The sequence below is a fragment of the Streptomyces sp. NBC_00986 genome (assembly GCF_045162565.1).
Taxonomy (GTDB): domain Bacteria; phylum Actinomycetota; class Actinomycetes; order Streptomycetales; family Streptomycetaceae; genus Streptomyces.
This window is the reverse complement of record NZ_CP108733.1, coordinates 9665698-9691476: the sequence shown is the minus strand read 5'-3', so window position 1 is coordinate 9691476 and position 25779 is coordinate 9665698. Positions and strand designations below refer to the sequence as shown.

The 25779-nt window shown below is 71.1% G+C and carries 25 protein-coding genes; 14 read left to right on the top strand and 11 right to left on the bottom strand.

What is annotated here, in order from left to right:
• The first annotated feature begins 276 nt into the window (after positions 1-276).
• A complete protein-coding gene (locus tag OG504_RS43540) occupies positions 277-762 on the top strand; it encodes a Rieske (2Fe-2S) protein (protein WP_405994693.1) in 486 nt (161 codons plus the stop codon).
• A gap of 3 nt (positions 763-765) precedes the next feature.
• Here OG504_RS43540 and OG504_RS43535 read toward each other — a convergent pair whose 3' ends face one another.
• Complete coding sequence (locus tag OG504_RS43535; RefSeq protein ID WP_405994692.1) at positions 766-1416, bottom strand: cysteine hydrolase; 651 nt, start codon at positions 1414-1416, stop codon at positions 766-768.
• A gap of 149 nt (positions 1417-1565) precedes the next feature.
• Between OG504_RS43535 and OG504_RS43530 the strand changes: the two genes are divergently transcribed.
• The gene (locus tag OG504_RS43530) at positions 1566-2033 is read left to right on the top strand and encodes a pyridoxamine 5'-phosphate oxidase family protein (protein ID WP_405994691.1); all 468 of its coding nucleotides are present in this window, start codon (positions 1566-1568) and stop codon (positions 2031-2033) included.
• Positions 2034-2042: 9 nt separating this feature from the next.
• Here OG504_RS43530 and OG504_RS43525 read toward each other — a convergent pair whose 3' ends face one another.
• Positions 2043-2945 (bottom strand): LysR family transcriptional regulator, encoded by a 903-nt coding sequence (locus tag OG504_RS43525; RefSeq protein WP_405994690.1) that lies wholly within the window; start codon positions 2943-2945, stop codon positions 2043-2045.
• 74 nt (positions 2946-3019) lie between these two features.
• Here OG504_RS43525 and OG504_RS43520 point away from each other — a divergent pair, with 74 nt between their 5' ends.
• A complete protein-coding gene (locus tag OG504_RS43520; protein ID WP_405994689.1) occupies positions 3020-3982 on the top strand; it encodes a DMT family transporter in 963 nt (320 codons plus the stop codon).
• Between the two features lie 453 nt (positions 3983-4435).
• On the opposite strand, the gene OG504_RS43515 is transcribed toward OG504_RS43520, so the two are convergent.
• Positions 4436-5767 carry an aminotransferase class I/II-fold pyridoxal phosphate-dependent enzyme gene (locus tag OG504_RS43515; protein WP_405994688.1) on the bottom strand — a complete coding sequence of 444 codons (1332 nt, stop codon included), beginning with the start codon at positions 5765-5767 and terminating at the stop codon, positions 4436-4438.
• Positions 5768-5851: 84 nt separating this feature from the next.
• Here OG504_RS43515 and OG504_RS43510 point away from each other — a divergent pair, with 84 nt between their 5' ends.
• Complete coding sequence (locus OG504_RS43510; protein ID WP_405994687.1) at positions 5852-6538, top strand: pyridoxamine 5'-phosphate oxidase family protein; 687 nt, start codon at positions 5852-5854, stop codon at positions 6536-6538.
• Positions 6538-7173 carry an FMN-binding negative transcriptional regulator gene (locus tag OG504_RS43505; RefSeq protein ID WP_405994686.1) on the top strand — a complete coding sequence of 212 codons (636 nt, stop codon included), beginning with the start codon at positions 6538-6540 and terminating at the stop codon, positions 7171-7173. Before OG504_RS43510 ends, OG504_RS43505 begins: the two co-directional genes overlap by 1 nt.
• Positions 7174-7188: 15 nt before the next feature.
• Here OG504_RS43505 and OG504_RS43500 read toward each other — a convergent pair whose 3' ends face one another.
• Positions 7189-8136 carry a DMT family transporter gene (locus OG504_RS43500; protein ID WP_405994685.1) on the bottom strand — a complete coding sequence of 316 codons (948 nt, stop codon included), beginning with the start codon at positions 8134-8136 and terminating at the stop codon, positions 7189-7191.
• Positions 8137-8427: 291 nt separating this feature from the next.
• On the opposite strand from OG504_RS43500, the gene OG504_RS43495 reads away from it, so the two are divergent.
• Positions 8428-8904 (top strand): carboxymuconolactone decarboxylase family protein, encoded by a 477-nt coding sequence (locus tag OG504_RS43495; protein WP_365307442.1) that lies wholly within the window; start codon positions 8428-8430, stop codon positions 8902-8904.
• 35 nt (positions 8905-8939) lie between these two features.
• A complete protein-coding gene (locus OG504_RS43490; protein WP_405994684.1) occupies positions 8940-9863 on the top strand; it encodes an RNA polymerase sigma-70 factor in 924 nt (307 codons plus the stop codon).
• A gap of 725 nt (positions 9864-10588) precedes the next feature.
• Here OG504_RS43490 and OG504_RS43485 read toward each other — a convergent pair.
• On the bottom strand, positions 10589-11599 hold the full coding sequence (locus OG504_RS43485) for an EamA family transporter (protein WP_405994683.1): 1011 nt from the start codon (positions 11597-11599) through the stop codon (positions 10589-10591).
• A 101-nt stretch (positions 11600-11700) separates the two neighbouring features.
• Entirely contained in the window at positions 11701-12255 is a 555-nt protein-coding gene (locus tag OG504_RS43480) for a Clp protease N-terminal domain-containing protein (RefSeq protein ID WP_405994682.1), read from the bottom strand.
• A gap of 219 nt (positions 12256-12474) precedes the next feature.
• On the opposite strand from OG504_RS43480, the gene OG504_RS43475 reads away from it, so the two are divergent.
• Positions 12475-12642 (top strand): hypothetical protein, encoded by a 168-nt coding sequence (locus OG504_RS43475; protein ID WP_106971117.1) that lies wholly within the window; start codon positions 12475-12477, stop codon positions 12640-12642.
• A 112-nt stretch (positions 12643-12754) separates the two neighbouring features.
• Positions 12755-13183, top strand: coding sequence for an SRPBCC family protein (locus OG504_RS43470; RefSeq protein WP_405994681.1), 429 nt, complete (start codon positions 12755-12757; stop codon positions 13181-13183).
• 105 nt (positions 13184-13288) lie between these two features.
• Here OG504_RS43470 and OG504_RS43465 read toward each other — a convergent pair whose 3' ends face one another.
• Positions 13289-13927 carry a PadR family transcriptional regulator gene (locus OG504_RS43465; protein ID WP_078652573.1) on the bottom strand — a complete coding sequence of 213 codons (639 nt, stop codon included), beginning with the start codon at positions 13925-13927 and terminating at the stop codon, positions 13289-13291.
• A 168-nt stretch (positions 13928-14095) separates the two neighbouring features.
• Between OG504_RS43465 and OG504_RS43460 the strand changes: the two genes are divergently transcribed.
• Complete coding sequence (locus tag OG504_RS43460) at positions 14096-14770, top strand: class I SAM-dependent methyltransferase (RefSeq protein WP_405994680.1); 675 nt, start codon at positions 14096-14098, stop codon at positions 14768-14770.
• A gap of 73 nt (positions 14771-14843) precedes the next feature.
• Positions 14844-15653: a PhzF family phenazine biosynthesis protein gene (locus OG504_RS43455; RefSeq protein WP_405994679.1), complete on the top strand. Its 810-nt coding sequence runs from the start codon at positions 14844-14846 to the stop codon at positions 15651-15653.
• Positions 15654-15690: 37 nt separating this feature from the next.
• Here OG504_RS43455 and OG504_RS43450 read toward each other — a convergent pair whose 3' ends face one another.
• Positions 15691-16491 (bottom strand): CPBP family intramembrane glutamic endopeptidase, encoded by an 801-nt coding sequence (locus OG504_RS43450; protein ID WP_019059387.1) that lies wholly within the window; start codon positions 16489-16491, stop codon positions 15691-15693.
• A 186-nt stretch (positions 16492-16677) separates the two neighbouring features.
• Between OG504_RS43450 and OG504_RS43445 the strand changes: the two genes are divergently transcribed.
• Positions 16678-18456 carry a substrate-binding and VWA domain-containing protein gene (locus tag OG504_RS43445; RefSeq protein WP_405994678.1) on the top strand — a complete coding sequence of 593 codons (1779 nt, stop codon included), beginning with the start codon at positions 16678-16680 and terminating at the stop codon, positions 18454-18456.
• Positions 18457-18504: 48 nt separating this feature from the next.
• Here the strand turns inward: OG504_RS43445 and OG504_RS43440 are convergent, their stop codons facing one another.
• Positions 18505-20025, bottom strand: a complete 1521-nt coding sequence (locus OG504_RS43440; RefSeq protein ID WP_405994677.1) for a glutamate-cysteine ligase family protein — start codon at positions 20023-20025, stop codon at positions 18505-18507.
• A 530-nt stretch (positions 20026-20555) separates the two neighbouring features.
• Between OG504_RS43440 and OG504_RS43435 the strand changes: the two genes are divergently transcribed.
• Entirely contained in the window at positions 20556-21140 is a 585-nt protein-coding gene (locus tag OG504_RS43435; RefSeq protein ID WP_405994676.1) for a hypothetical protein, read from the top strand.
• A gap of 283 nt (positions 21141-21423) precedes the next feature.
• Positions 21424-21615: a DUF5999 family protein gene (locus OG504_RS43430; RefSeq protein WP_033283380.1), complete on the top strand. Its 192-nt coding sequence runs from the start codon at positions 21424-21426 to the stop codon at positions 21613-21615.
• A 92-nt stretch (positions 21616-21707) separates the two neighbouring features.
• On the opposite strand, the gene OG504_RS43425 is transcribed toward OG504_RS43430, so the two are convergent.
• Both OG504_RS43425 and OG504_RS43420 read right to left on the bottom strand, forming a co-directional pair.
• Entirely contained in the window at positions 21708-23174 is a 1467-nt protein-coding gene (locus OG504_RS43425) for a glycoside hydrolase family 43 protein (RefSeq protein ID WP_405994675.1), read from the bottom strand.
• Between the two features lie 57 nt (positions 23175-23231).
• Positions 23232-25778, bottom strand: coding sequence for a DUF4118 domain-containing protein (locus OG504_RS43420; RefSeq protein WP_405994674.1), 2547 nt, complete (start codon positions 25776-25778; stop codon positions 23232-23234).
• Position 25779 lies beyond the last annotated feature (1 nt).

The following is a 25779-nucleotide window of genomic DNA, read 5'->3' as shown; positions in this document are numbered from 1 at the left end:
CGTAAACGAGACCTTCGCGGCGACGGTGGAGCTGGCCGGGGCGCGCAGCTCTCGGCGTGTTGCTGTGGATCGGGACGCGACGGCGTCCTCGAGTATCGCCCCGGGTTGCCGGTGCCTGTACAGGCCTTATGCACAGCTGACAGCTGAACGACAGGGACGTTTTACGTCTTCCTGATCTCGATCAGGCCAAGCTCACGACACCGTCTGAACGACGGTCACCCGCACCTCGTACCCCTTTGCAGACCCACACATGCTTCCCATGGAAGGAACGTCAGCATGACCAGCGAATCGTTCGAACCCGTCACGGCGCCGTCCCGTCGCACCGCGTTGGCGGCGGTCGGCGCGGCGGGACTCGCCGTCGCGCTGACCGCGTGCTCGTCCAGCGACGACTCGTCGTCGGACACCTCGAGCTCCTCGGACACCTCGGGTTCCACCAGCACGGCCGGCGCGTCCACCGCCCAGGGTGACGCGGGCGGCACCGAGCTCGCGAAGACCTCCGACATCCCCGAGGGCGGCGGCAAGATCTTCGCCAGCCAGGGCGTGGTGGTCACCCAGCCGACGGCGGGCACCTACAAGGCGTTCTCGTCGAAGTGCACCCACCAGGGCTGTGCGGTGAGCAGCATCAGCAGCGGGGCCATCGTCTGCCCGTGCCACGGCAGCGAGTTCTCCGTCACCGACGGCAGCGTCAAGAAGGGTCCGGCCACCCAGGGCCTGCCCGCCGAGCAGATCACCGTCTCCGGGGACTCGATCACGCTGGCGTGACGGTCAGCCACGACGTGCCCTGCGCGGTCGTTTGAGACAGCCCAGCACCTCGTCCGTGGTCGCGACCGTAGCGACCAATGCGAGGGTGTTGCGGATCATCGCGGGGGTGTAGTCAGCGGGCACCCCCGCGATGGCGTCCCTGGGGACGACGACGGTGTAGCCGCGGTTGACGGCGTCGAACACCGCGTTCGGTATGGCCACATTGGCGGAGACGCCGGTGACGATCAGTGTGCGGCAGCCGAGATTGCGCAGCAGTGCGTCGACGTCGGTGCCCTGGATCGGCGACAGACCGTGCAGCCGGCGTACGACGAAGTCCTCCTCGGCGACCTCGATCGGGGGCGCCACGCGCACCGCCGTGGTGCCCGACAGCTGCTGGACTGGCAGGCGTTCGGCGGCGCGGAACAGCCGGGCGTTGTGGTTCGCCCCGCGCCCGTCCGGCCGACGCTCGGCAACGGCGTGGATCACCTGCACCCCGCTCTCGTGCGCGGCGGCGACCAGTCGGGCCACGTTCGCGAGCGCGCCCGACTGGCGTGCGGCGAGGGCGAGTTCGGGCAGTGCACTGTCCGGTCCGACCACCCCCTGTTGACATTCGACGGTCAGCAGGACAGTACTCACCGTGTCGAGGATCTCACTGAGTTGTTCGTGCGACGGCATGGCTCTCCCTTGTCGTCGACGGCCGGGGCGGGCGACAGTAACGAGCATCGCGTGCGGAGGGAAGACGGCCGACGCTCCTCCGGCCGCAATCCCTGACGCAGCGTCAGAAGCGGCTGCCCGCCGCTCGTGCCGTAGTTGAAGGGGATCGCATGACCGCCACTCAGCGTCGAGGCCGGAAGATCATGATGACACCCGAGGAACTGGACGAGTTCCTCACCACCGAGCGCACCTGCCGCGTCGCGACCACCTCCGCGGACGGCGCCCCCCACGTCAGCCCCCTCTGGTTCGCCTGGGACGGCACCTCCCTCTGGCTGTACTCGATCACCCGCAGCAAGCGCTGGGCCGACCTCCGCCGCGACCCGCGCGTCGCGGTGGTCATCGACGGCGGCCACGCCTACGACGAGCTGCGCGGCGTCGAACTCTCCGGCGCCGTCGAGTTCGTCGGCGAGGCCCCGCGCACGGGCGAGCCGCATCCCGAACTCGTCCCCGTGGAGAAGCTGTTCGCGCAGAAGAACTTCGGGCTGGACGCGATGCCTTACGACGGGCGGCACGCGTGGGTACGGCTGACGCCGGACACGCTCACTTCTTGGGACTTCCGTAAGTTGGCGGCGCGGTAAGGCAGTTGCTCAGCCGACGGTCTCCGCCGCGGCCTGCAGCGCCTCGACCGCCGCGCGGATGGACGGGCGGCGGTCGGCGTCGGCGCGCCAGACGACGTAGACGTGTCGGCGGACCCGTTGTTTCAGGGGGACGGTGACGACTCCGGCGGGCATCGGGTTGCGGCCCAGGAGGGGAACGACGCAGACGCCCAACCCGGCGGCGACCAGGCCTAGTTGGGTGTGGGTCTCGGCGGCGCGGTGGCCGATGATCGGTTCGATGCCGCGGGAGCGGAGCGTGAACATCAGCCACTCGTGGCAGAACTCGCCCTCGGCCCAGGTGATCCACTCGTCGTCGGCGAACTCCCCGAGGTCAACCTCGTCGCGCCCGGCCAGCGGGTGACCGGACGGCATCGCCACGTCGGCGGGGTCGTCCAGGATCGGCGCCTTGACCAGGCCGTCGGGCAGGGGCATCGGCTTGTTGTACCAGTCGAGGACGACGGCGAGGTCGAGGTCGCCGCGCACGACGCCCGCGATGCCGCGCTCCGGCTCCTGTTCCGTGGAGCGGACGCGTAGTGCGGGGTGGCGGGCGCGCAGGCCGGCGAGCGCGGCGGGGAAAAGGCCGCGGGCAGCGGTCGGGAACGCGGAGATCCTCAACTCGCCGACGACTTGCCCTCGTTGGGCCTCCAGGTCGGCCTGCGCCAGCTCCACCTGGGAGAGGATGCGGCCCGCGTGCTCCGCGAGCAGTCGGCCGGCGTCGGTGAGCCGTACCCCCCGGCCGTTCTTGGCGAGGAGCTGCTGGCCCACCTCTCGCTCCAGCTTGGACATCTGCTGCGACACCGCCGAGGTCGTCACATGCAGCCCCTCCGCGGCGCCGCTGACCGAGCCGTGCCGGGCGAGGGCGTCCAGGGTGCGCAGGCGCTCCAGATTCAACATGTAAGAGATACTACGAGATAGCTGGCGCCAAATCTCGCTTGTGCTACGAGGTCGGGGCCAGGATCTTGGTATCCATGAGCACAGTCAGCACCGCCACGACCACCGCCGACGCAGCCCTGAAGCAGCCCGGGGACACCACCACGCCCCTCCCCCGCCGCGCCCTCGACTGGCGGCTGCGCTTCGGGGCGCTCTCCCTCATCTGGGGCTTCAGTTTCCTGCTCATCAAGGTGGGCACCCACGGCTACGCGCCCTTCCAAGTCACGTTCGGTCGGCTGCTGTTCGGGACGGCGGTGCTCGCGGCGGCGATGGCGGTGAAGCGGGAGCGGCTGCCGCGCGGTGCGCGCACCTGGGCCCATCTGACGGTCGCCGCGTTCCTGCTCAACGCCCTGCCGTTCTCCCTCTTCGCCTACTCGGAGCTGACGATCCCGTCCACGCTCGCGGGCATCTGCAACGCGACCTCGCCGCTCTGGGGCATGGCCCTCTCCCTGGTCGCCCTCTCCGAGGACCGCCCGACCCGCGTCCGCGTCGCCGGTCTCGGCCTCGGCTTCCTGGGCGTCCTCACGGTCCTCGGCGCCTGGCAGGGCTTCAGCGGCCTGGACGCGAGGGGCACCGCGATGGCCCTGCTGGCCTCGCTCAGCTACGCGATCGGCTGGATCTACGTCCGCCGCACACTGGCGGGCACCGGCGCCTCGCATCTCTCCCTGACGGGGACCCAGTTGCTGCTGGCCACCCTCCAACTGGCCGTCATCACCCCGCTGTTCACGTCCGCGCCGACCCACTTCCCGCTCCTCCCCCTGTTGGCGATCGCCGCGCTGGGCGCCCTGGGCACGGGTCTCGCCGTCCTCCTCCAGTACGGCCTCGTCGCCGAAGTCGGCCCCACCACCGCCCAGATGGTCACGTACTTCATCCCGGTCATCGCCACGGCGGCGGGCGTCGCGATCCTGGGCGAGTCGCTGACCTGGTCGACGCCGGTCGGTGCGGTGATCGTGCTGGCGGGGGCGGCGCTCACGCAGGTGCGGCCGAGGGGGAAGCGGTAGCTGACGCGGCGCGGGCGAGGGACCGTAAGCGCCCGCGCGAAGCGTCAGACGCAGCCGCGAATCGGTGTCGGCCCCCCTGTCGGCGCGCTCCGGGAGGGGAAGGCGAGCGGCAGGGACCACAGTCCGGCCGAGGCGTATGTGCCTCGCCTCCGACGCACCCTGGGACCGGCATCAGACGTAACCGTGACCGCCGGCGGAAGCGATCACCTCCGCCAGCGGTCCGGCCTCGTCGGCCGTCACTGTCGAGACGGCGACACGAATGCCCGGCGGCACGCTCCCCCGGAAGGCCGTGGCCAGCCAACGCGCTTACACCTCACCCCGACGCGCTCAGCCGTCAGCGTCGGGACGGTGATACGGATATCCGGCGGCGCACTCCCCCGGAAGCGGGCACCCCGGGGCCACGGCCCAGCCAACCCGTATCCACCTCACCCTCGACGCACCCGCCAACCGCCCTCAGACATAACCCCGAGCCGGCGCCGGACCACTCGCAGAAGCGATCGCCTCCGCCAGCGACCCCGCCTCGTCGGCCGTCAGCGTAGAGACGGTGACGCGGATACCCGGGGGTGCGCTCAGGCGGAAGCGGGCGCCCGGGGCCACGGCCCAGCCGGCGTGGAGGAGGCGGGAGACCGCGCCGGTCTCGTCCGGTACCGGGATCCACACGTTGAGGCCGCTGGTGCCGTGGGCCGTGACCCCGCGTTCGGCGAGCGCGGCGATCAGCGCGTCGCGGCGGGCGCCGTACGCGGCCGCCACCGCCGGTGTGTCGACCGCGCCGTCGGCCCACAGCCGGGCCACGGCCCGCTGGGTGATGCGGCTGGCCCAGCCCGGGCCCAGGCGTTGGCGACCGCGGACGCGGTCGAGGGTGACGGCGTCGCCGGTGAGTACGGCGAGCCGTAGATCCGGGCCGTAGGCCTTGGCGACCGAGCGGACGAAGGCCCAGGTGCGGGTGGTGCCGGCCAGGGGGTGCAGGGGCTGGTCGACGATTCCGTGGCCGTGGTCGTCCTCGATCAGCAGGGTCTCCGGGTGGCGGCGGAGCACGGAACGCAACGCACGCGCACGCGTGGCGCTCACCACGGCTCCGGTGGGGTTCTGCGCCCGGTCGGTGACGATCAGGGCCCGCGCGCCGGCCTCCAGCGCGACACGCACGTCGTCGGGGAGAGGCCCCTCGTCGTCGACGCGGACGGGGGTCACGCGCAGCCCCAGCGCCGGTACGAGGTCGAGCAGGCTGCCCCACCCCGGGTCCTCCACGGCGACGGTGTCCCCGGGTTTCAGATGGGCGGCCAGGACGCGTTCGATGGCGTCCAGCGAGCCGGAGGCTACGGCCACGGGGCCGGCCGGCACGCCGTCCGCGTCCAGCTCGGCGCGGGCGATGCGGGCCAGCTCCGGTTCGACCGGGTCGTCGCCGTACATGACCGGTTCCCGGTCGGCGCGTTCGGCGGCGTAGGTGAACGCCCGCACCAGGGACGGGAGTTGCGCCGGATCCGGGTTGCCGTGGGACACGTCACGCACCCCCGCCGGCACGTCCACCCGGATGTGCTCGCGCCCGGTCGTGGCCGGTTTGGGCCGCACCCGGCTGCCCCGGCGCCCGGCGGTCTCGATGACCCCGCGCTCCCGCAGCGTCCGGTACGCGGCCGCGACCGTGTTCGGGTTCACCCCCAGCTCGACCGCCAACTCCCGCATGGGCGGCAGCCGTTGCCCGGGCTCCAGCTCTCCCGAACCCACCGCGCGCTCGACGTCCGCCGCAATGTCTGCTGCGCGTCGCCCTTCGATCCGATATCCTCCTAGCACAAAGCGCATTATGCACTAGTGCAATGTAAATGACAACCGGGCACCACACCCCCCCCGACAGCACACACGCCAATGGAGAGCACCATGCAGGGGACCACCTCCCAGCCGACATCACCGCCCGCCGCCTACACGCCGACCGACCGGACGATCCCCACCCGCTCCGCGGAACGGGCTTCGTACGACAAGGAGTTGGTGCACGCGATACTCGACCAGGCCTACGTCTGCCACCTCGGCTTCGTGCGGGACGGCAGGCCGGTCGTGCTGCCGACGCTGTACGGGCGGGTCGGCGAGCGGCTGTACGTGCACGGGTCGACGGGCGCGCGCCCGCTGCGGATGACGGGGCAGGCCGACCCGGGGCTCCCGGTCTGCCTGACGGTCACGCACGTCGACGGCCTGGTGCTGGCCCGTTCCGCGTTCCACCACTCGATCAACTACCGCTCCGTGGTGGTGCACGGCATCGCCCACCAGGTGACGGACCCCGAGGAGAAGCGGACGGCGCTGGACGCGCTGGTCGACCACGTCGTGCCGGGCCGGTCGGCGGACTCGCGGCCCGCCAACAAGAAGGAAATCGCCGCCACCATGGTGATCCGCCTCGACCTCGACGAGGTCTCCGCCAAGCTCCGCACGGGCGGCGCGAACGACGACCCCGAGGACCTGGACCTCCCCCACTGGGCGGGCGTGGTCCCACTCTCCCCCGCCTACGGAGCCCCGCTCCCGAACGACGACCTGGCCCCCGGCACCGAACTCCCCTCCTACCTGGCCGCGTTGTAATGCTCATCCACCCCTGGGACGCGCCGCGCGACGACGCCGAGTGGCAACACTGGCTAGCCGCCCACGACTTCGGCCAGCTGGCCGTCAACGGGCCCTCCGGCGAACCCCCGTTCGTCCAGCCCCTCCACTTCGCCTACGACCCCGGGCGCGGTGAGGCGATCACCCATCTCGCCCGCCCCAACCCGCTGTTGCGCGCGCTGAAGACGAACCCCCAGGTGGTCCTGAGCGTCGTGGACGACTACGTCTACGTCCCCGGCCCCTGGCAGGCGGAGCCGGACGGCCCGCCCGAGCACGGCGTGCCGACCAGCTTCTACGCGGCGGTCCAACTCCGGTGCACCGCCCACCTGGTGGACGACCCCGCCGAGACGGCGACCCTGCTCAACCGTCAGGTCGGCCACTTCCAGCCCGAGGGCGGCTCCTCGACGGTCGCCGCGGGCGAGGCGCCGTACGGACGGATGTTGTCCGGTATCCGGGTGGTGCGGCTCGAAGTGACCGGCGTACGGGCGAAGTTCAAGTACGCGAACCATCGCGCGACCGAGGTCCAGGACCGTATCGCGGCGGGGCTCGTGGAGCGGGACGGTCCTCGGGACGCGGTGGCCCGGGAGCATCTGCTACGGCGGCGGCGCGAGGGCTGAGGAACCGAACTCCCGTCACACCAGGGCTTGTTCGTCGGTGGTCGCCCCGCGCGCTTCTGTCACCGCGAGGCCCGCGACCGAGGTGAGCATCAGCAGGGTGCCGGCCAGGGTCGTGGGGGTCAGTGGTTCGCCGAGCAGGACGACGGCGAGGACGGCCGCGCTCACCGGTTCGAGGAGCATGATCACGGAGACCGTGGCGGACCGTACGACGGCCGCGGCGGCGAAGTAGAGCGCGTAGGCGAGGGCGGTCGGGACCGTCGCGATGTACCCGAGGAGCCACAGCACCCGGACCGGCTGGGCGGTGTGCGGTACCAGTCCCTCGGCCAGGGCGAACGGCAGCAGGCACAGGCTGGTGACCGCGAACGTCCCGACTGCCGTGGCGGACGCGTCGGTCGCGCCGTCGCGCCCCCAGCGTCGGGTCAGCAGGGTCATGGCCGAGCCGCCGGCCGCCGAGACGAGCGCGAGCAGCACGCCCGACGGTCGTACGGTCGCGGCTGGTCCCAGGGACAGCACGGCGAGCCCGGTGAGCGCCCCGCCCACGGCGACCGTACCGCCGGCGCCGAGCCGCTCACCCAGGGTCAGCCGGGCGCCGAGCGCGACGAACACGGGCCCTGCGCCGAGGGCGACGACGGTCGCCACGGCGAGGCCGGTGGCCTCGACGGCCGCGAAGTAGGCCGTCTGGAACACGGCCAGCCCGAGGCCTGTCGTCACCGTCCGCAGGACCTTGCGGCGGAGTGGTTCGGACACGGCGGCGGGACGGACCCGCGGCCGTCGCATGCGGTGGACGGCGAGCAGCAGGACGAAACCGGCCGCGCAGCGCCAGAAGGACAGCGCGAGGGGGCCGAGGTCGCTGGTCCGGTAGACCAGGGAGGCGGCCGCGCCCGCGGTGCCCCAGGCGACTCCGGCGACGGTCAGGTAGAGCAGGCCTCGCCCGATGGGCAGGCCGAGAGCGGCGTTCGGCACGAGAGGTCTCCGCAGAGGTGCAGAAGTGCGACGAGGAGGAACCCCTGTGGGCGGGGTTCATGGACTTCGTCTGCGGGCAGCACTCTTCGGCCCGGGCGGTGCCGGGCGTGAAATCCGGGGGCCCGCCTCAGGTGGCCGGCGGCGGAAGAACGAGTGCGTTCGCGTGCATGACGGCCAGCCTAGGGGTCGGCGGGTGAGAGACGCAGGTCACTTTCGCCGATGTCACAGGGGGCCGGGCTGTCTCGTCTCGGGGGTGTAGCCACTGACGACCACAGCCCGGGAGGGCACACCATGGACGCACGACTGAACTACCTCTCCAGCCCGATCGCCGGCAAGGCCGCCAAGCAGTTCATGGCGGTGGGCAGGACGCTCAAGGGGTCGGCGCTGCCGGCGCTGACGCAGGAGCTGGTGGCGTTGCGCGTGAGCCAGATCAACGGCTGCGCCATCTGCATCGACATGCACACCAAGGAGGCCGGCGCGGCGGGCGAGACCTCGGTGCGGCTGAACCTCGTCGCGGCCTGGCGGGAGGCCACGGTCTTCACCGAGGCGGAGCGGGCCGCGCTGGAGCTGGCCGAGGAGGGGACCCGGGTCGCGGACGCGGCCGGCGGGGTGAGCGACGAGGTGTGGGCGCACGCCGCCAAGCACTACGACGACGAGCAGCTCACCACGCTGGTCATCCTGGTCTCCTTCATGAACTCGGTGAACCGGCTGAACATCATCACCCGCCAGCCGTGCGCGGGCGACTACGAGCCCGGGCTGTTCGGCTGAGCGGGACAACTACGGGCAGGGGAAGGGGATTCGGCGTGAGCAAGGTCGAGGAGTTCGAGGAGCTGCGGCCGCTGCTGTTCTCGATCGCCTATCGGATTCTGGGCAGTGTGGGCGAGGCCGAGGACGCGGTGCAGGAGACCTGGCTGCGGTTCGACGGCACGGCCACCCGGCCCACGTCGACCAAGGCCTTCCTGTCGGCCACGGTGACGCGGATCGCGATCGATGTGCTGCGCTCCGCTCGGGTACGGCGGGAGGAGTACGTCGGTCCCTGGTTCCCCGAGCCGCTGCTGAGCGACCCGTACCAGGATCCGGCGCGGTCGGTGGAGCTGGCCGACTCGGTGTCGATGGCGGCCCTTCTGCTGCTGGAGCAGCTCAGCCCGCTGGAGCGGGCGGTGTTCGTGCTGCGGGAGGTGTTCGCCTTCGGCTTCGACGAGATCGCCACGACCGTGGGGCGTTCGGAGTCGGCGTGCCGGCAGTTGCTGGTACGGGCGCGGCGGCACATGGCGGACAGGCGGCCCCGGTTCGCCGCGGACCGGCAGGAGCGGGAGGAGCTGGCGACCCGGTTCTTCGACGCGCTGAAGGACGGCGACGTGGGCGGACTGCGTGAACTGCTCGCCGCCGACGTGCAGTTCGTCGGTGACGGCGGCGGGAAGGCCCCGCAACTGGCCAAGGCCGTCGCCGGGGCGGAGAACGTGGCCCGGGTGCTGGGCACGGTCTTCCCCTGGCTGATCCGCATCGACGTGTCGTACGAACCGCACGAGGTCAACGGCCAGCCCGGTGCGCTCTTCCGCGACCGCGACGGGAAGGTCCTCCACACCCTGGCCCTCGACGTCCTCGACGGCCGGATCCAGACCATCCGAGCGGTGATCAACCCCGACAAGCTCGGCCACATCGGCCCGGTCGCCGACGCCTGGGCCGTCGACCGCGAACTGAGGCATGCACGTCGGCGACCGAGCTGACGGAGAGGGACGGCGGGCCGGTGGGCCGGCGGGCCGGTGGGCGGTCTGGGGGGGGCGCTGGAAGCTGGGGGTAAATCTAACCACTGTTCACCCAGTTGACCGGTTAGAAATCACCCCAGCCTGCGGGGGGGGCGGGGACGGCGAGCGGGTGGGGGGACGGCAAGCCGTGAGAGCCGGGACGGTAGGCGGCGAGCCGGCTCGCGACGGCCGGCCGCAGCGGGCGGTAGGCCCGCAGGCGGCAGGCAGTTGGCTGCCGACCGATCACGGCGAACGCCGGAACGGCGGGCGGGCGACGGACCCATCGCGGTGCCTGGACGGCAGGCCGTGGGCGGCGAGCCGACAGGCGACGGCCGGCCGCAGCGGGCGGTAGGCCCGCAGGCGGCAGGCAGTTGGCTGCCGACCGATTGCGGCGAACGCCGGGACGGCGGGCAGGACCATCGCGGTGCCCTGACGGCGAGCAACCGGCGGGACGGCAGGCCGTGGACCGCGAGCGGACAGGCGACGGCCGGTCGCGGGTGGCGGCAGGCTCGCGGGCGTTAGGCGGCGGGCCGATCGTGGGGAGCGCCCGGAAGGCAGGCGGAGTACGGGACAGCAGGCCCTGGGAGCCGGGACGGCAGTCGGCAAGCGTGCGGGCGGTGGCGGTAGGCCGATCGCGGCGGGCGCCGGGACGGCAGGTCGCAGGCGCTGATGTGGCGGGCGGTGGGACGACCTGTCGTACGACGCGCTCAGGCCGTCGTCTCCCGGGTGGCCGGCTCGCGTTTCGGGCCGCCGGCGGCCACCGGTTCGGCGGAGCTCTTCGTGGGTGCGGAGGACTGGGCGATGAAGGCGCCCAGCAGGACCACCGCTCCCCCGACGATCTGCGGTGCGGAGAGGTGTTCGCCGAGCAGGATCCAGGCCAGGACGGTCGCGATGACCGCTTCGAGGCAGGCCACGACGCCCGCGACCTGCGGGGAGAGCCGACGGACGGAGACGACTCCGGTGACGTACGCCAGGACCGTGGCGATCAGGACGATCCAGGCGAGCAGGAGGGCGGCCGGGACCGGGCGGCCGTTCATGTGGGCGTCGCCCGCGAGGATCGACCAGTCCATGGTCCAGGGGCGGGCCACGGCGGTCAGGACGAGGGTGCCGACGAGCAGGCCATGGGCGATGACGCCGAGCGGGTCGGGGGCCTCGTCGCCGGCGTCGCCGCCCTGGTCGGACAGGACGAAGTAGCCGACCTGGCAGCAGGCGGCGGCGAGCGCGAGCAGCAGTCCTACGGCGTCGAAGCTCAGGCCCGCCCAGACCTCGACGACGCAGGCGAGCCCGCCGGCCGCGAGGACGACACCGAGCGCGGCGGCACGGGTCACCGGCCGCCGCTGCACGAACCGCACCCAGCCGAGCACCAGGGCGGGGGCGAGGTACTCCACGAGCAGGGCGACCCCTACGGGTATGCGGGAGATCGCGGCAAAGTAGCAGGCCTGGACACCGGCCACCGCGAGCAGCCCGAACCCGAGGAGCAGCGCGGGGCGAGTCCGTACGAGCGCGCGGTGCCGTACCGCGAGAGGCAGCATCACGAGGGCCGCGCCGGCCACCCGCAGCCACACCACGTGCAGCGGGTCGAGCCCCGCCTCGATCAACGGCTTCGCCGCGACCCCGGATCCCCCGAAGGCCAACGCGGACCCGAGCGCCAGGCCCAGCCCGACACCCTTGCCGCTGCCACCTCCGGCCGCACTGCTCTCAGACGTATGCACGGGCACATGATGACAGGGGATGACAGGAGCGTCACCCTCGTTGACACCTGTCTCAGGTCGTGGACCGCCCGGGCCCTTACCGCGGGTTCCGCACAACGACCGAGACCTCAGCAGCCCGGCTCGCCGCCACCCCCGACGTACTCCCCCAAGCGGCCCTCGATCCAGATCAGCACCTCGGGGGACTCGATGCCCGCGCGATGCAGGACCTCGACCGCGCGGGACTCCGGGTCAGCGACGATCGCGGCAAGGAGGTCGACGCCGCAGGCCAGGTCGCCGTCGCGGAGTCCGGCGCGCTCGCAGGCGTACTCCAGGGCGCCGGCGGCCAGCGGCGACCAGCCCTCCGCCGCGGGGATCACGGGGATCGCGCCGGAGTCCTCGACCGTGCCCTGCCAGCGGAGGCCGTAACCGATGCTGCGCTGGACGAGGTAGCCGAGGAGCCGGGCGATCTGCGGGCCGTCGCCGAAGACGGCGCGCGCGTCGGGGTCGGACTCCAGGAGGCTGTGCAGCAGGTGGGCCGTGTCGATCTGGCGGTCCCCGTCCCGCAGGGCCCGGCGGCGCGCACCGGCGACCACCGCTGCCAGCTCTGCACTGAGCCTGGCATCGTTGTCCGCGCGGTGGATTCCTTGCTCGCGGGCCGACTGCCTGGGGATCTGGGGTTGCACACTCTTACCCCATCAGTCCCCCGCATTGAGGGCATCCCCGGAGGGTTGCATTTCGGCGTCCCACACAGAGTGGACCCGGGCGGACGGAATCTCCTCCTTACGGATGAGATCACGCCCCTTGACCCCGAGAGGCGCGCGCCTGCCCGCCGCGCGCCCCGTACGCAACCGCGCTGCACCCGGCGTACGTCTTTCGCGAACGTGGAGAGCAGGTGCTGGCTGGTGGCACTGCCGGCGGTCGACGGCAGGCAGTACGTGTACCGGGTGTACGCCCCGGAGGACGCACTGCTCGCCGACCTGTTCTGGGACGCGTGGCACTGCCACGACGAGAGCGCCCACCCACGCGCGTGGGACCTGTTCGACGCGGCCGTCATACGACGGGTGAGCTGAACCGCACAACTCGGCCCACGCACACAATTCCTGACGGTTCATCAGTATTGAATGTTGCGCGCCCTGCGGCTACGTTCCGCGACACGGTAGCCCGATACGAAGAGGTGGTCGCATGGCCGAAATCAACGCGGAGGCACGCATCGAGGCCCCGGCCGAGAAGGTGTGGGCTCAACTCACGGACTGGACCGCGTACGGCGAGTGGAACGCGACCCACACCAACTTCCCCAAGGGCGGCCCGGACGTGCTCGCGGTGGGCGGGACCTTCCAGGAGAACATGAAGCTGATGGGCTTCCCGGCCGAGGTGGAGTGGACCATCGAGGAGGTGGAACCGGCCCGGGTGTTCGCCATCCGCGGCAAGGGCCCGATGGCCGTGAACGTCGCCACGCGCTACACGCTCACGCCCGACGGCGACGCCACGACGGTCCGGATCGACGGTGAGTTCACGGGGGCGGCGGTGTCGTTGATGGCGGGCAAACTGAAGGACTCGGGTACGGCTGCCCTGAACGAGTCGCTGCGCAAACTGGCCGGGCTGGTGGCCTGAGGAACGCGCCGGGGCACCGCAGGAACGGGAACGCGCACAGGGAAGGCGCCCCACGGAAGTTCCGTGAGGCGCCTTGGCCTGCCACCTCTTCCGACCCCGAGGACATCAGTCCTCGTCGGCCAGAATCAGGTACAGCTTCTTGCGGGCGTCGTTGATGACGGTCAGCGCCTTCTCGCGCTGCTCCTTGCTGCCGGTCTTCCAGACCTGGCCGAAGGCCTCCATCAGACCGAAGCCGGCCTGGCGGATCTCACTGAGGGCCTCCCAGTCGACCCCGCGGGAAGCCTCTTCCCAGGGGGCGTCAGGACCCTCCTCGGCCGCGGTACGGCCGGCCTCGGTGAGGGCGAAGAGCTTCTTGCCGCCCTCCGACTCACTGGCGATCAGGCCCTCGTCCTCCAGCAGCTGCAGGGTGGGGTAGACCGAGCCGGGGCTCGGCTTCCACGCGCCGCCGCTGCGCTCGGCGATCTCCTGAATCATCTCGTAGCCGTGCATCGGCCGGTCCTTGAGGAGGGCCAGGATCGACGCGCGTACGTCGCCGCGCCGCGCCCTGCCGCCCCTCGGGCCGCCGCGCCCTCGTCCGCCCCAGGGGCCAGGACCGAAGCCCGGTCCGAAGCCGGGACCTCCGGGACCACCAGGTCCACCGGGCCCGAAGGGACCGAAAGCCCCACGCCGCCCGTCAGGGCCACCCCGGCCGCGCCGGGAAGGGCCGTCCTGTCCATGTCCACGCTCGTATCCGTGGGTACGCATCGCAATCACTCCATTCCATCGTTGATCTGTCGCGATGCGTCAACGATATATCGGGACTGTTCGGATGGCAACCCCTTCCGACAACCCCCTTCCGACAGCCCGGTTCCAGAGCCCGGTCCGACGGCCCCGTCCGACCCCTTCCGACGACGGCCCCCTAGAGTCACCGGCGTGACCGAGCAGCCGCCTCCCTACCTCGCCGCGATCCGGGAGTCGTACGACACCGTCGCCGCCGCCTACGTCCAACTCGTCAAGGAACCGGGCGAGTTGGCCCCGCTGTCCCGCGCGATGCTGGCCGCGTTCGCCGAGACCGTGCGGGCGGCCGACCTCGGGCCGGTGGCGGATCTGGGGTGCGGGCCCGGCACGATCACGGCCCATATGGCGGGCCTGGGGGTGCCTGTCTTCGGCATCGACCTCTCCCCGAGGATGATCGAACTGGCCCGCCGCGCCCACCCGGACCTGACCTTCACCGTGGGCTCGATGACCGCGCCGCCGATCGGGGACGGCGAGCTCGGCGGCATCCTCGCCCACTACTCCACCCACCACACGCCGCCCGACCAACTCCCCGTCGTCTTCGGCGAGTTCCACCGCACGCTGGCCCCCGGCGGCCACCTGATGCTGGCCGGACACGTAGGCGAGGACCAACTCCTGCGCCCGACACAGGCGTACGGCGGCCATCCCGTGTCCTACGAGTCCCACCTGCTCCCGCCGGACCGGATCGCCGGGCTGCTGACACAGGCCGGACTCACCCTCACCGCGCGCCTGGTCCTGGAGCCGGCCGAGGGGGCGAAACGGACGCACGCCGCCTTCATGGCCCGGAAACCGGAACACCCCGCAGCCCCATAGCCGCCCCCGAATCGGTCCAGTCCCCGCGAATTGGCCTTGGCCCGCGGCTCCACGCGGCGCCTAGCGTCAGGCCATGCGGATTCGAATCGTCGACGCCTTCACCGACCGTCCCTTCGCCGGCAACCCGGCCGGGGTGCTGCTCCTCGACGCCTTCCCGACGGACGACCGGCTCCAGAAGATCGCGTCGGAGGTGAATCACGCGGAGACGGCGTTCGCGCACCGGCTGCCCGAAGGCGGGGGCGCGGACTGGGCGTTGCGGTGGTTCACGCCGGCGACCGAGGTGGCGATGTGCGGGCACGCGACCCTCGCCACGGCCCACGTACTGCACAGCACCGGCGCCCACGAAGGGACCGTGCGGTTCGCCACGCGGAGCGGGGTGCTCGTCGCCACGCCGGCCGAGGACGGGTCGATCACGCTCGACTTCCCGACCGCACCGCTCACCCCCGTCGAGATCCCGGACGGTGTCGCCGAGGCCCTGGGCGCCGAGCCGCTGACCGCGTTCGACGCCGGCCCGAACATCGGCGACCTCGTCGTCGAACTCGCCGACGAGAAGACCGTCGTAGGACTCGCCCCAGACCTCAAGGCGCTCGCCGCCGCCTCCGAGCGCGGCATCATCGCGACCGCGCGGGCCGAAGACCCCAGCCGGGGCTACGACTTCGTGTCCCGCTGCTTCTTCCCGAACATCGGGATCGACGAGGACCCGGTCACCGGCAGCGCGCACACGGCGCTGGCTCCCTACTGGGCCGAGCGGCTCGGGGGCACGGTCCTCACCGGGCTGCAGGCCTCGCCCCGCTCCGGACGCGTCCGTACCGAACTCCGGGGCGGCCGGACCCTGTTGACCGGACGCGCGGTCACGGTCATCGACGGCGAGCTGCTCGCCTGATCCTCAACAGACCTGCCACGCAAGCTACTTACCCGACCTACGCCGTCGGTAGCCAGCCCACCTTCCCCGCCAGCAGCGCGTAGCCGACGAACGCCCCGATGTCGAGCAGGGAATGCGCCACCACCAGGGGACCCACGCGACCCCAGCGCCGGTACAGGTAGACGAACACCACGCCCATCACCATGTTGCCGACGAAGCCGCCGATGCCCTGGTAGAGGTGGTAGCTACCGCGCAGTACGGAACTGGCCACCAGCGCGGTGCCCGGTGTCCAGCCCAACTGGCCGAGGCGGCGCAGGAGATAGCCCACCACGATCACTTCTTCGAGGATCGCGTTCTGCATCGCGGAGAGGATCAGGACCGGGTACTTCCACCAGACGTCGGGCAGCGCCTCCGGTACCACCGTGAGGTTGAAGCCGAGGCCGCGGGCGGACAGGTAGAAAGCGATGCCGGTGCTGCCGATGACCGCCGCGATCGCAGCCCCGCGCCCCAGGTCGGGCCAGGGCCGGGTGCGGTCGAAGCCGATCGTGCGCAGGCTCTCGCCCTCTCTCAGGAGGAAGTGCGCGACGAGGGCGACGGGCACGAGCGCCGAGGCGATGCCGAACAGCTGCCAGGCGAGATCCAGCCAGGGACGGCCCGGCGCGGCCGAGGCGTTGAGGGTGGCCGCCTGGTCCTTGAGGCCTCCCGGTTTCGTGACCGATCCGACAAAACTGATCAGGGCTGACACACCGCTCGCACCGAGCGAAAGCCCCAGAACGAGCAGTGCCTCGGACCGGAGAATCCGCCGTGTGGGCCGCTCCAGCGGAAAAGTTTCGGCCACCTGCCCTGCCTCCACCTGCACACCTGCCTTCAGTTCGGAAATCCCGCCTCATGCCCATCTTCGCCCCGCTAGGGTCTCGAAAGAACTTACGAAGATCGTGCGTGACAGGCCGTTGGGGGGACGGACGCGATACGGGGCGAGCCTCCCCCATGTCTGCCATACGGCCGCATACCGGCACGTGGTTCAACAGGGAGGGGCACCACCGTCATGGGACGTCACAGCTTGCCCGATCAGTACGGGGCGGGCGGCAGCGACCCCCGTCCTCGCGCGCGCCGCCGTACGGTCGCCATCGCCACGGTGCTCGTGCTGACCGTCGCCGGCGGTACCGCCGTGGCGGTGCAGAGCGGGTTGCTCTCCTTCGGTTCCTCCTGCCGGAAGGACGCGGTACGGCTGAGAATCGCCGCCTCTCCCGACCTGACTCCCGCCCTGCGCGCGGCGGCCGGGCAGGCGCGCGACGAGGGCATCACGTCCGACGGACAGTGTCTGAACATCTCGGTGACCGCCCAGGAGTCGTACAAGTTCGCGGACACGCTCAAGGCGGGCAAGCACCCGGACGCACAGGTGTGGGTGCCCGACTCGGAGCTGTGGGTGAACGAGGTCTCGTCGGCCGCCGACAGCGACGCCACCGAGGTCACCCCCGCGGGCAACGTGGCCTCCACGCCGGTCGGGGTGGCGATGGTCCCGGCCGCCGCGAAGTCGCTCGGGTGGCCGAAGAAGACGTACAGCTGGCTGGACCTGGCCGGTGCCACCCTCACGGACGATTCGCTGCGGCTGGGCGCGGCCGACCCGGCGCGCAGCGCGACGGGGCTGCTGGCGCTCACGCAGCTGAGTACGGCCGCAGCCAAGGTCAAGGGCGGGGCCACGCAGGCGGCGGCGATGATGAAGACCCTGTCGCAGCGGACCTCGGACACCGACGGCCAGGTCCTCGATACCTTGCCGCGCAACTCGTCCGGCACCGAGCAGGGCAATCCGAAGCGCAACCAGGCGCTGGTCCTCAGCGAGCAGTCGGCGTTCGCGTACAACGCGTCGGCGGACAGCGACGGGAGTCTGGACCTCTTCTACCCGAAGGACGGCTCCCCGCGGCTCGACTATCCGTACAACCTGGTCGACCAGGAGCGGCTGACCACGGACCAGAGCCGGGCCGCGATCCGGTTCATGACCTATCTGAGCCAGTCCGCGCAGCAGAAGCTGATGGAGAAGTACGGCTTCCGCACCGATGACGACGCAGCGCCGAAGGCCGTGGTCGCGAAGGCCGGTGGCAGCAGTCCGCAGCCGTACGCCGTCGCCGCGCCCGAGCCCGCCTCCGACACGGCGCTCCAAGAGGCCCTGGGCACCTGGACGATCACGGTGCAGAGCGCGCGGATCACCACGGTCGTCGACGCGTCCGGCTCGATGGCGGAGACGGTGCCGGGGACCGGGCAGTCGCGGATGGACGTCACGAAGGCCTCGCTGTTGCAGGCGCTTGCCACGTTCACGCCGGAGGACGAGATCGGGCTGTGGGAGTTCTCGACGAAGCTCGACGGCGACAAGGACTACCGCGTCCTCGTCCCGACCGAGCGGCTCGGCGACCACAAGGGCGACGGCACCCAACGGGACGCCCTGTCAGCGGCGTTCGGCTCGCTGAAGCCGGTGCCGAACGGGGCGACCGGGCTCTACGACACCACGCTCGCCGCGTACAAGGCGGCCACGTCCTCTTACGCGAAGGGGAAGTTCAACGCGCTGGTCATCCTGACCGACGGGGTCAACCAGGACCCGGGCAGCATCTCCCGCTCCACGCTCATCAAGCAGTTGCGGCAACTCGCCAGCCCTGAACGGCCGGTGCCGCTCATCATGATCGGGGTGGGTCCTGAGGCCGACAAGGAGGAGGCCCGGCAGATCGCCGAGGCGACCGGCGGCTCGGGCCACGAGGTGAGCAACCCGGCCCAGATCCAGTCGGTGATCCTCCAGGCCATCGTGGCGGCGGGCGCGTCGGCCAACGCGGGGTGAAACAGGGCCAGTTCACCCCACCCCCACACCTCGTCCCACCTCCGCACCTCACCCCAGCGGCACCGGCTCCGGCAACCCCACCGGCCACGTGTGCACCGGCTCCCCGAGATGCATCAACTCGCTGTAGCGGCGGGTCGTCGCGGCCAGCGCGGCCTCCCTGCTGAGCCCCTGCTCCAGTGCGCGGTGGAACGTGGCGGACTGCCAGGTCGCGCCGTTCGCCCGGCGGCGGCAGCGCTCGTCGATCACGCCCAAGTACAGGTCCCGGTCGGCCGGTTCGACCCCCCACGCGTCCAGCCCGGCCTCCGCGAGCGGCAGCAGTTCGTCGCGTACGAGGGCCACCGCGTCGATCTCGGTGGTGCCGCCGAGGCGTCCGCGCCGGGGCCAGAGCAGGCGGGCGTCGATGCCGTGGCGGCACGCGGTGTCGAAGTTGGCGGCGGCGGCCTCGAAGGGCAGCCGGGTCCACACCGGGCGCGACTCCTCGGCGAGGGCGCGGACGACGCCGTAGTAGAACGCGGTGTTGGCGATGACGTCGGTGACGGTGGGGCCGGCCGGCAGGACGCGGTTCTCGACGCGCAGGTGCGGGACGCCGTCGGCGATGCCGTAGACCGGGCGGTTCCAGCGGTACACCGTGCCGTTGTGCAGGACGAGTTCGGCGAGGGTGGGGATGCCGTCGGCGTCGAGGACGTCGAGGGGTTCCTCGTCGTCATGGATCGGGAGCAGGGGCGGGAAGAAGCGCAGGTTCTCCTCGAAGAGGTCGTACGCGGAGGTGACCCAGCGCTCGCCGAACCAGGTGCGGGGGCGGACGCCCTGGGCCTGGAGTTCGGGCGGGCGGGTGTCGGTGGCCTGCTGGAACAGCGGGGGCCGGGACTCGTGCCACAGCTCGCGGCCGAACAGGAAGGGCGAGTTGGCGCCCACGGCGACCTGGACGGCGGCGACGGCCTGGGCCGCGTTCCACACGTCGGCGAAGCGGTCCGGGGTGACCTGGAGGTGCAACTGCACGGAGGTGCAGGCGGCTTCGGGCGCGATGGAGCCCGAGGTGCAGGTGAGGTGCTCGACGCCGTCGATGTCGAGGACGAAATCCTCGCCGCGGGCGGCCACGATCTGGTCGTTGAGCAGGGTGTACCGGTCGACCGCGGAGAGGTTCGAGGAGACCAGGTCGTCCCGGTCGAGCGTCGGCAGAATGCCGATCATCAGTATTCCGGCGTCGACCTCGCCCGCTTTCCGATGGGCATATGCCAGTGACGTACGGATCTCCTCGGCGAGCCGATCGAATACCCGGCCCTCCAATCGGTGTGGGGCAATGTTGACTTCCAGATTGAACATGGCGAGTTCTGTTTGGAAATCTCGGCTCGCGATGCGTTCCAGCACCTCGCCATTCAGCATTCTCGGCATGCCGTCGGAACCGACGAGGTTCAGTTCGATCTCCAGCCCCATGAGGTTCTTCGGGCGGTCGAACCGCTTCTCGGCCAGCAGCCGCTCCAGCCCCGCCAGACAGCGCCGCAGCTTGGCGCGGTAGCGCTGACGGTCGGCGAGCTCGAACGATCCTCCCGAAACGACCTTCTCACCCACGATGCCTCACCTCCTCGTCCCACTCGTCCCCGGGTCAGGAAGGATGATGCCCAGACCTGGCGATCGATAACGTCCCCGGACCGGCCCGGCGCCCGCTACTCTGGTCGAACGTGACCCGCGGCACATTCACGAGGCATGCGGCAGCGAGCAGTTCCCGCACAATGAAGACCTCGTGAAAAACGCCGACGCGAATTGGCCGACCCCATCGGCGACATATCCCGAGGTCATCGCCGTAGGGCCCGTTCGGAACCGGGATGATTCCCGTGAATCGCTGGCCTAATAGGTCCTTGTTGTTCATACGGGAAACGGTTAGACGAAACATCGTCTGAACCCGTGTCGTATAAACTCCGCGAACAAGGCAGAAGGTTGGCGCCCCGGTCCTGGAACCTGCCGTCTAGGTGACGTGCGGCAGGCCGTACCCATGTTCACGGAACCCGGCCCGGCCTCCCTGACCCCGAGAGCTGACAGCGCCGTCCGCCCCCGCCCCGCCCTCGCGCCACCAGTGCCTGTCGAATGAGAGGCGACCCACCATGCCGCTGCATGTCCCCCCGGCTCCCGCGCCCGCCCTGCGCTCCGTTCTCACGGCACTCGGTTCCCCTACCGCGGTCCGCGAGGCGAAAACGCCGTCCCTGCGCGCGGCCCAGGGACCGGCAACACCCGAACTCCCCCTGCCCCTGCATGTGTTGGACCGCGTGTCCGCGGACGGGACGGCCGTCACCCGGCTGGCCGGATGGCGTTTCCTGATCCGCTGCGGGGACCGCGCGGTCGCCGCGGCCGAGACGATGCTGACCCCCGACGGGTGGGCGTTCTCGCACTTCTTCGAGGGCCCGTACATCGCTTCCACCGAGCGGGCGCTGCGCCAGGCCGAGAACATGAAGGGCGCCTACCAGCCGCGCCTTCTCTCCGTGCCCGGTCTCTACATGCTCACGCTCTGGCTGCACGGCGACCTCACGGCGGACGGTGCCAGCGGCCACCCCGTCGCGTCCGATCTGCTGGTCCCGCTGGCCCCGGCACCGCCCGGCATCGCGGCCCATCGTCCGCACCGGGTCGCCGAGTTGCTGCCGGTGCTGACCCATCGGGTGACTCCGGCGCCACTGCTCGGTTCTCCCGCCTGACTTTCCCCTCCGGTCGCCCTCGTACCCCGTCATCGAATTCCCGGTGGCGGGGTACGATCGCGTTTCCGGCCCTTTCACGCTCGTAACGCTCGTCCGAGCACGAAAAAGCTCGTACGAGCTGGGAATTGGGATGAACCGTCCGCGCGGGTGATGCGTCATGAACCTGTGAGAAGCGGTGCTGCTAAATCCCTGCGGATTGACGTCCATGGGGCAACACTGGGTTCGGACCGACTCAACACCACGGGGGACGGACATGACCACAACAGAGCGAGAGATCCCACCAATGTGCAAGCACCAGCCACCGTGTCCCACAGCCGAATCCGCCGACCGGGAATCCGCCCGCCTCATGGCGCACCACCCGGAACAGGGCTGGAGCCTGCTGTGCAACGGCGTTCTCCTGTTCGAGGACACCGGTGAGCTCCTGCCCGACGGGCAGATCATCGCCCCGCACCGCCAAGTGGTGACAGCCGCTTGAGCATTTCCCGCGTGAGCATTTCAGGGACATGAGGGGCCGGCCGCACACATGAAGTGCGCACCGGCCCCGACGCATTTCCGGGGTTAGTCACCCTACGTAGTCGGCCGCTGTCGGAGTGCCTCCTGGTAGTCGAACCAGTCGAAGGCCGCCTCCCCCTCGGTGACGTACATGCCGATCACCCGCCCGGTGAATCCCCCGGCCACTTCCGTGGACAGATAGCGCCCGTCCAACTCGGCCAGTTCTACGGCGCCTTCGGAACCCTCCACTGAGAACGTGAGGGTGTCGGGGCCGCGCGTACCGACGTCGGCCGTGCTGATGTCGACGGTCAACGTGAGCGGACCTGGCCGCACCGCGTGCTCGGCGATGCGCTGCCGCACCGGGCCGATCCGCGCGACCACGCTCACCGCTCCCCCGGCGACCTCGATGTCGTAGTGATGCGCCTCGTCCATGCGGACGGAGAGACCGGCGCGGCCGAAGCCGGGGTCGATCCGGACGGACGCGCGGCAGTCAGGGTGCTGTTGGCGGCGGCCGAGGAACACCGGGGCGGACTTCGCGTCGAGGGTCAGCCAGCCCGGGCGCTCGGTCAGCGACCAGCTGTCGTCCGGTCGGCTGCGCGGGGAGATCCAGGTGTGGGCGAGGGCCGGGGCGTCGAAGTCGTCGCGTACCGGCGGGAGTTGGAAGGGATGCCAGGCCTCCGGTGCCGGGTGCTGTTCCCGTACCGGGCCGACCCGGGGCCAGCCGTCGATCCACTCCACCGGGGTCAGGAACGTCTCGCGGCCGAGCACGTGGAAGCCGGGGAACCAGCCCCGGGGACGGGTGCCGAGCAGGACCATCCACCAGGTGCCGTCGGGGGCGGTGACCAGGTCGGCGTGGCCGGTGCTCTGGATGGGGAGGTCCGTGCTGCGGTGGGAGAGGATCGGGTTGGCGGGGGCCGGTTCCCAGGGGCCGCGCGGGGAGCGGGCGCGGGCGATCGAGACGCTGTGGCCGTGTGCGGTGCCGCCCTCGGCGATCATCAGGTACCACCAGTCGCCGACGCGGTAGAGGTGCGGGGCCTCGGGGTGCTGGAGTCCGGTGCCGGACCAGATCGGGATCGGGCCCTCCAGGACCTTGCCGGTCGTCGTGTCGATGCGGGACACCGTCACCCCGGCGAGAGCACACCAGCAGTTGCCGTCCTCGTCCCAGGCCAGGTCGGGGTCGATGCCGGGGATGTCGACGACTACCGGGTCCGACCAGGGGCCCTCGGGCCGGTCGGCGGTGACGATGAAGGTGCCTTTGCCGCGCACGTCGGTGGTGATCAGATAGAAGCGGCCGTCGTGGTGGCGGAGGGTGGGGGCGTAGATGCCGGCCGAGGCGGGGGTGTCGTCCGGCAGGTCCAACTGCCCTGGCCGGTCAAGGGCGTTGCCGATCTGGCGCCAGTGCACCAGGTCGCGGCTGTGGAAGAGCGGGGCCCCGGGGACGTACTCGAAGCTGGAGCACGCGAGGTAGTAGTCCTCGCCGACCCTGCACACGCTGGGGTCGGGGTGGAAGCCGCCGATGACCGGGTTGTCGTAGGTCCGCATGTGTCCCCGCCCCTTCGTACGGCCCGTGCTCGAAAGTTTCGGGCCGACTGACGAATATTACGGAGCCGGACTGTAGGTGGAACCTTCGGCGGGGGCAAGGGCGGGTGCGGGGGCGAGGTGGAGGCTGAGGACCATCGTGAGGCCGCCGCCGGGGGTGTCCTCGGCGCTGAGTGTGCCGCCGAGGGCCTCGGTGAAGCCGCGGGCGACCGCGAGGCCGAGGCCCACTCCGGCGCCGCGCGGGGCGTCGCCGTAGCGCTGGAAGGGTTCGAAGATGCGGTTCTTGGCCTCGTCGGGGACGCCGGGGCCGCGGTCGACGACCCGGATCTCCACGCGGTCGGCGATGGCACTCGCCTTGACCAGTACGGGAGTTCGCTCCGGGCTGTACTTCACCGCGTTCTCGACGATGTTGGCGACGGCGCGTTCGAGGAGGCCCTTGTCGACGGGGACCATGGGGAGGCTTTCGGGGATGTCGAGTTCGACGCTGTCCTCGGGGACCCCGCCCAGCGCCATCGGGATCACCTCGTCGAGGTCCGCCTCGCGGATGATCGGGGTGACCGTGCCGGTCTGGAGGCGGGACATGTCGAGTAGGTTCCCGACGAGGTTGTCGAGGCGGTCGGCGCCGTCCTCGATGCCGGCCAGCAACTCGGCCTGGTCCTCCTCCGACCAGGCGACGTCCTCCGAACGGAGCGAGGACACCGCCGCCTTGATGCCCGCGAGGGGTGTGCGCAGGTCGTGGCTCACGGCCGCCAGGAGTGCCGTGCGGATGCGGTTGCCTTCCGCCAACGCCCTTGCCTGGTCGGCCTCTTCACGGAGGCGACGGCGGTCCAGGACCACGGCTGCCTGCGCGGCGAAGGCGGCCAGCACGCGGCGGTCCTCGGCGGGCAGGACCCGGCCGGAGAGGGCGAGGGCCATGTGGTCGCCGACCGGTACGTCGACGTCCGCGTCCTCCGGGTTCTGGCAGGGGCGGGGGCCCACACTGCCCGCGCAGGTCCAGGGTTCGACGTCGCTCGCGCGCTCCAGCAGGGCGGCGGACTCCATGCCGAAGGTCTCCCGGACGCGTTCCAGGAGGGCCTCCAGGCTGGTCTCGCCGCGCAGCACGTTGCCCGCGAGGAAGGAGAGGATCTCCGACTCGGCGCGCAGCCGGGCGGCTTGGTGGGTGCGGCGGGCCGCCAGGTCGACCACCGACGCGACCGACACCGCGACGGCCACGAAGATCGCGATGGCGACGATGTTCTTGGGGTCGGCGATGGTGAAGGTGTGCACGGGCGGGGTGAAGTACCAGTTAAGGAGCAGCGATCCGACCGCGGCCGAGGCCAGTGCGGGGAAGAGTCCGCCGAGCAGGGCCGCCGCCACGGTCAGGGTCAGGTAGAGCAACATGTCGTTGGCCAGGCCGACTTCGGGGGCGACACTGCTCAACAGCCAGGTCAGCAGCAGCGGTCCGCCGATTCCGGCCAGCCAGCCCCAGACGATCCGGGCGCGCCCGAGCCGCGCGCCCCGGTTCACGGGCAGTCCCCGCCCCTTGCCCGCCTCGTCGTGGGTGATGAGGTGGACGTCGAGATCGGGGCCGGACTCGCGGGCGACCGTGGAGCCGACGCCGGGCCCGAAGACGTACTGCCAGCCCTTGCGGCGGGAGACGCCGAGGACGATCTGGGTGGCGTTGACCCCGCGTGCGAAGTCCAGCAGTGCCGCCGGTATGTCCTCGCCGACGACGTGGTGAAAGGTGCCGCCCAAGTCCTCGACGAGGGTGCGCTGTTGGGCGAGTTCCTTCGGGGAGGCGGAGGTCAGTCCGTCGCTGCGGGAGATGTAGACCGCCAACACCTCGCCGCCCGCGCCCTTTTCGGCGAGCCGGGCGGCCCTGCGGATGAGGGTGCGGCCCTCGGGGCCGCCGGTCAGGCCGACGACGATCCGCTCCCGCGAGCCCCAGATCGCCGAGACGCGGTGTTCGCTGCGGTACTCCTGGAGGTAGGCGTCGACCCGGTCGGCGAGCCAGAGCAGCGCCAACTCCCTTAGAGCGGTGAGGTTTCCGGGCCGGAAGTAGTTGGAGAGGGCCGCGTCGACCTTGTCCGGTTTGTAGATGTTGCCGTGGGCCATCCGGCGCCGTAGCGCGGGGGGTGACATGTCGACCAGCTCGATCTGGTCGGCGCGGCGGACGACTTCGTCGGGGACGGTCTCCTGCTGGCGGACGCCGGTGATGGACTCGACGATGTCGCCCAGGGATTCCAGGTGTTGGATGTTGACGGTCGAGACCACGTCGATGCCCGCCGCCAGCAGCTCCTCGATGTCCTGCCAGCGCTTGGCGTTGCGGGAGCCGGGGATGTTGGTGTGCGGCAGCTCGTCGACGAGGGCCACCTCGGGGTGGCGGGCGAGGACCGCGTCGACGTCCATCTCGGTGAACGTCGTGTCCCGGTAGGCGAGTTCGCGGCGCGGGATCTCCTCCAGGCCGTGCAGCATCACCTCGGTGCGCGGTCTGCTGTGGTGTTCCACGAAGGCGACCACGCAGTCGGTGCCCCGCTCGATTCGCCGGTGCGCCTCGGACAGCATCGCGTACGTCTTGCCGACGCCCGGTGCCGCGCCCAGGTAGATCCGGAGCTTGCCGCGTCCCATG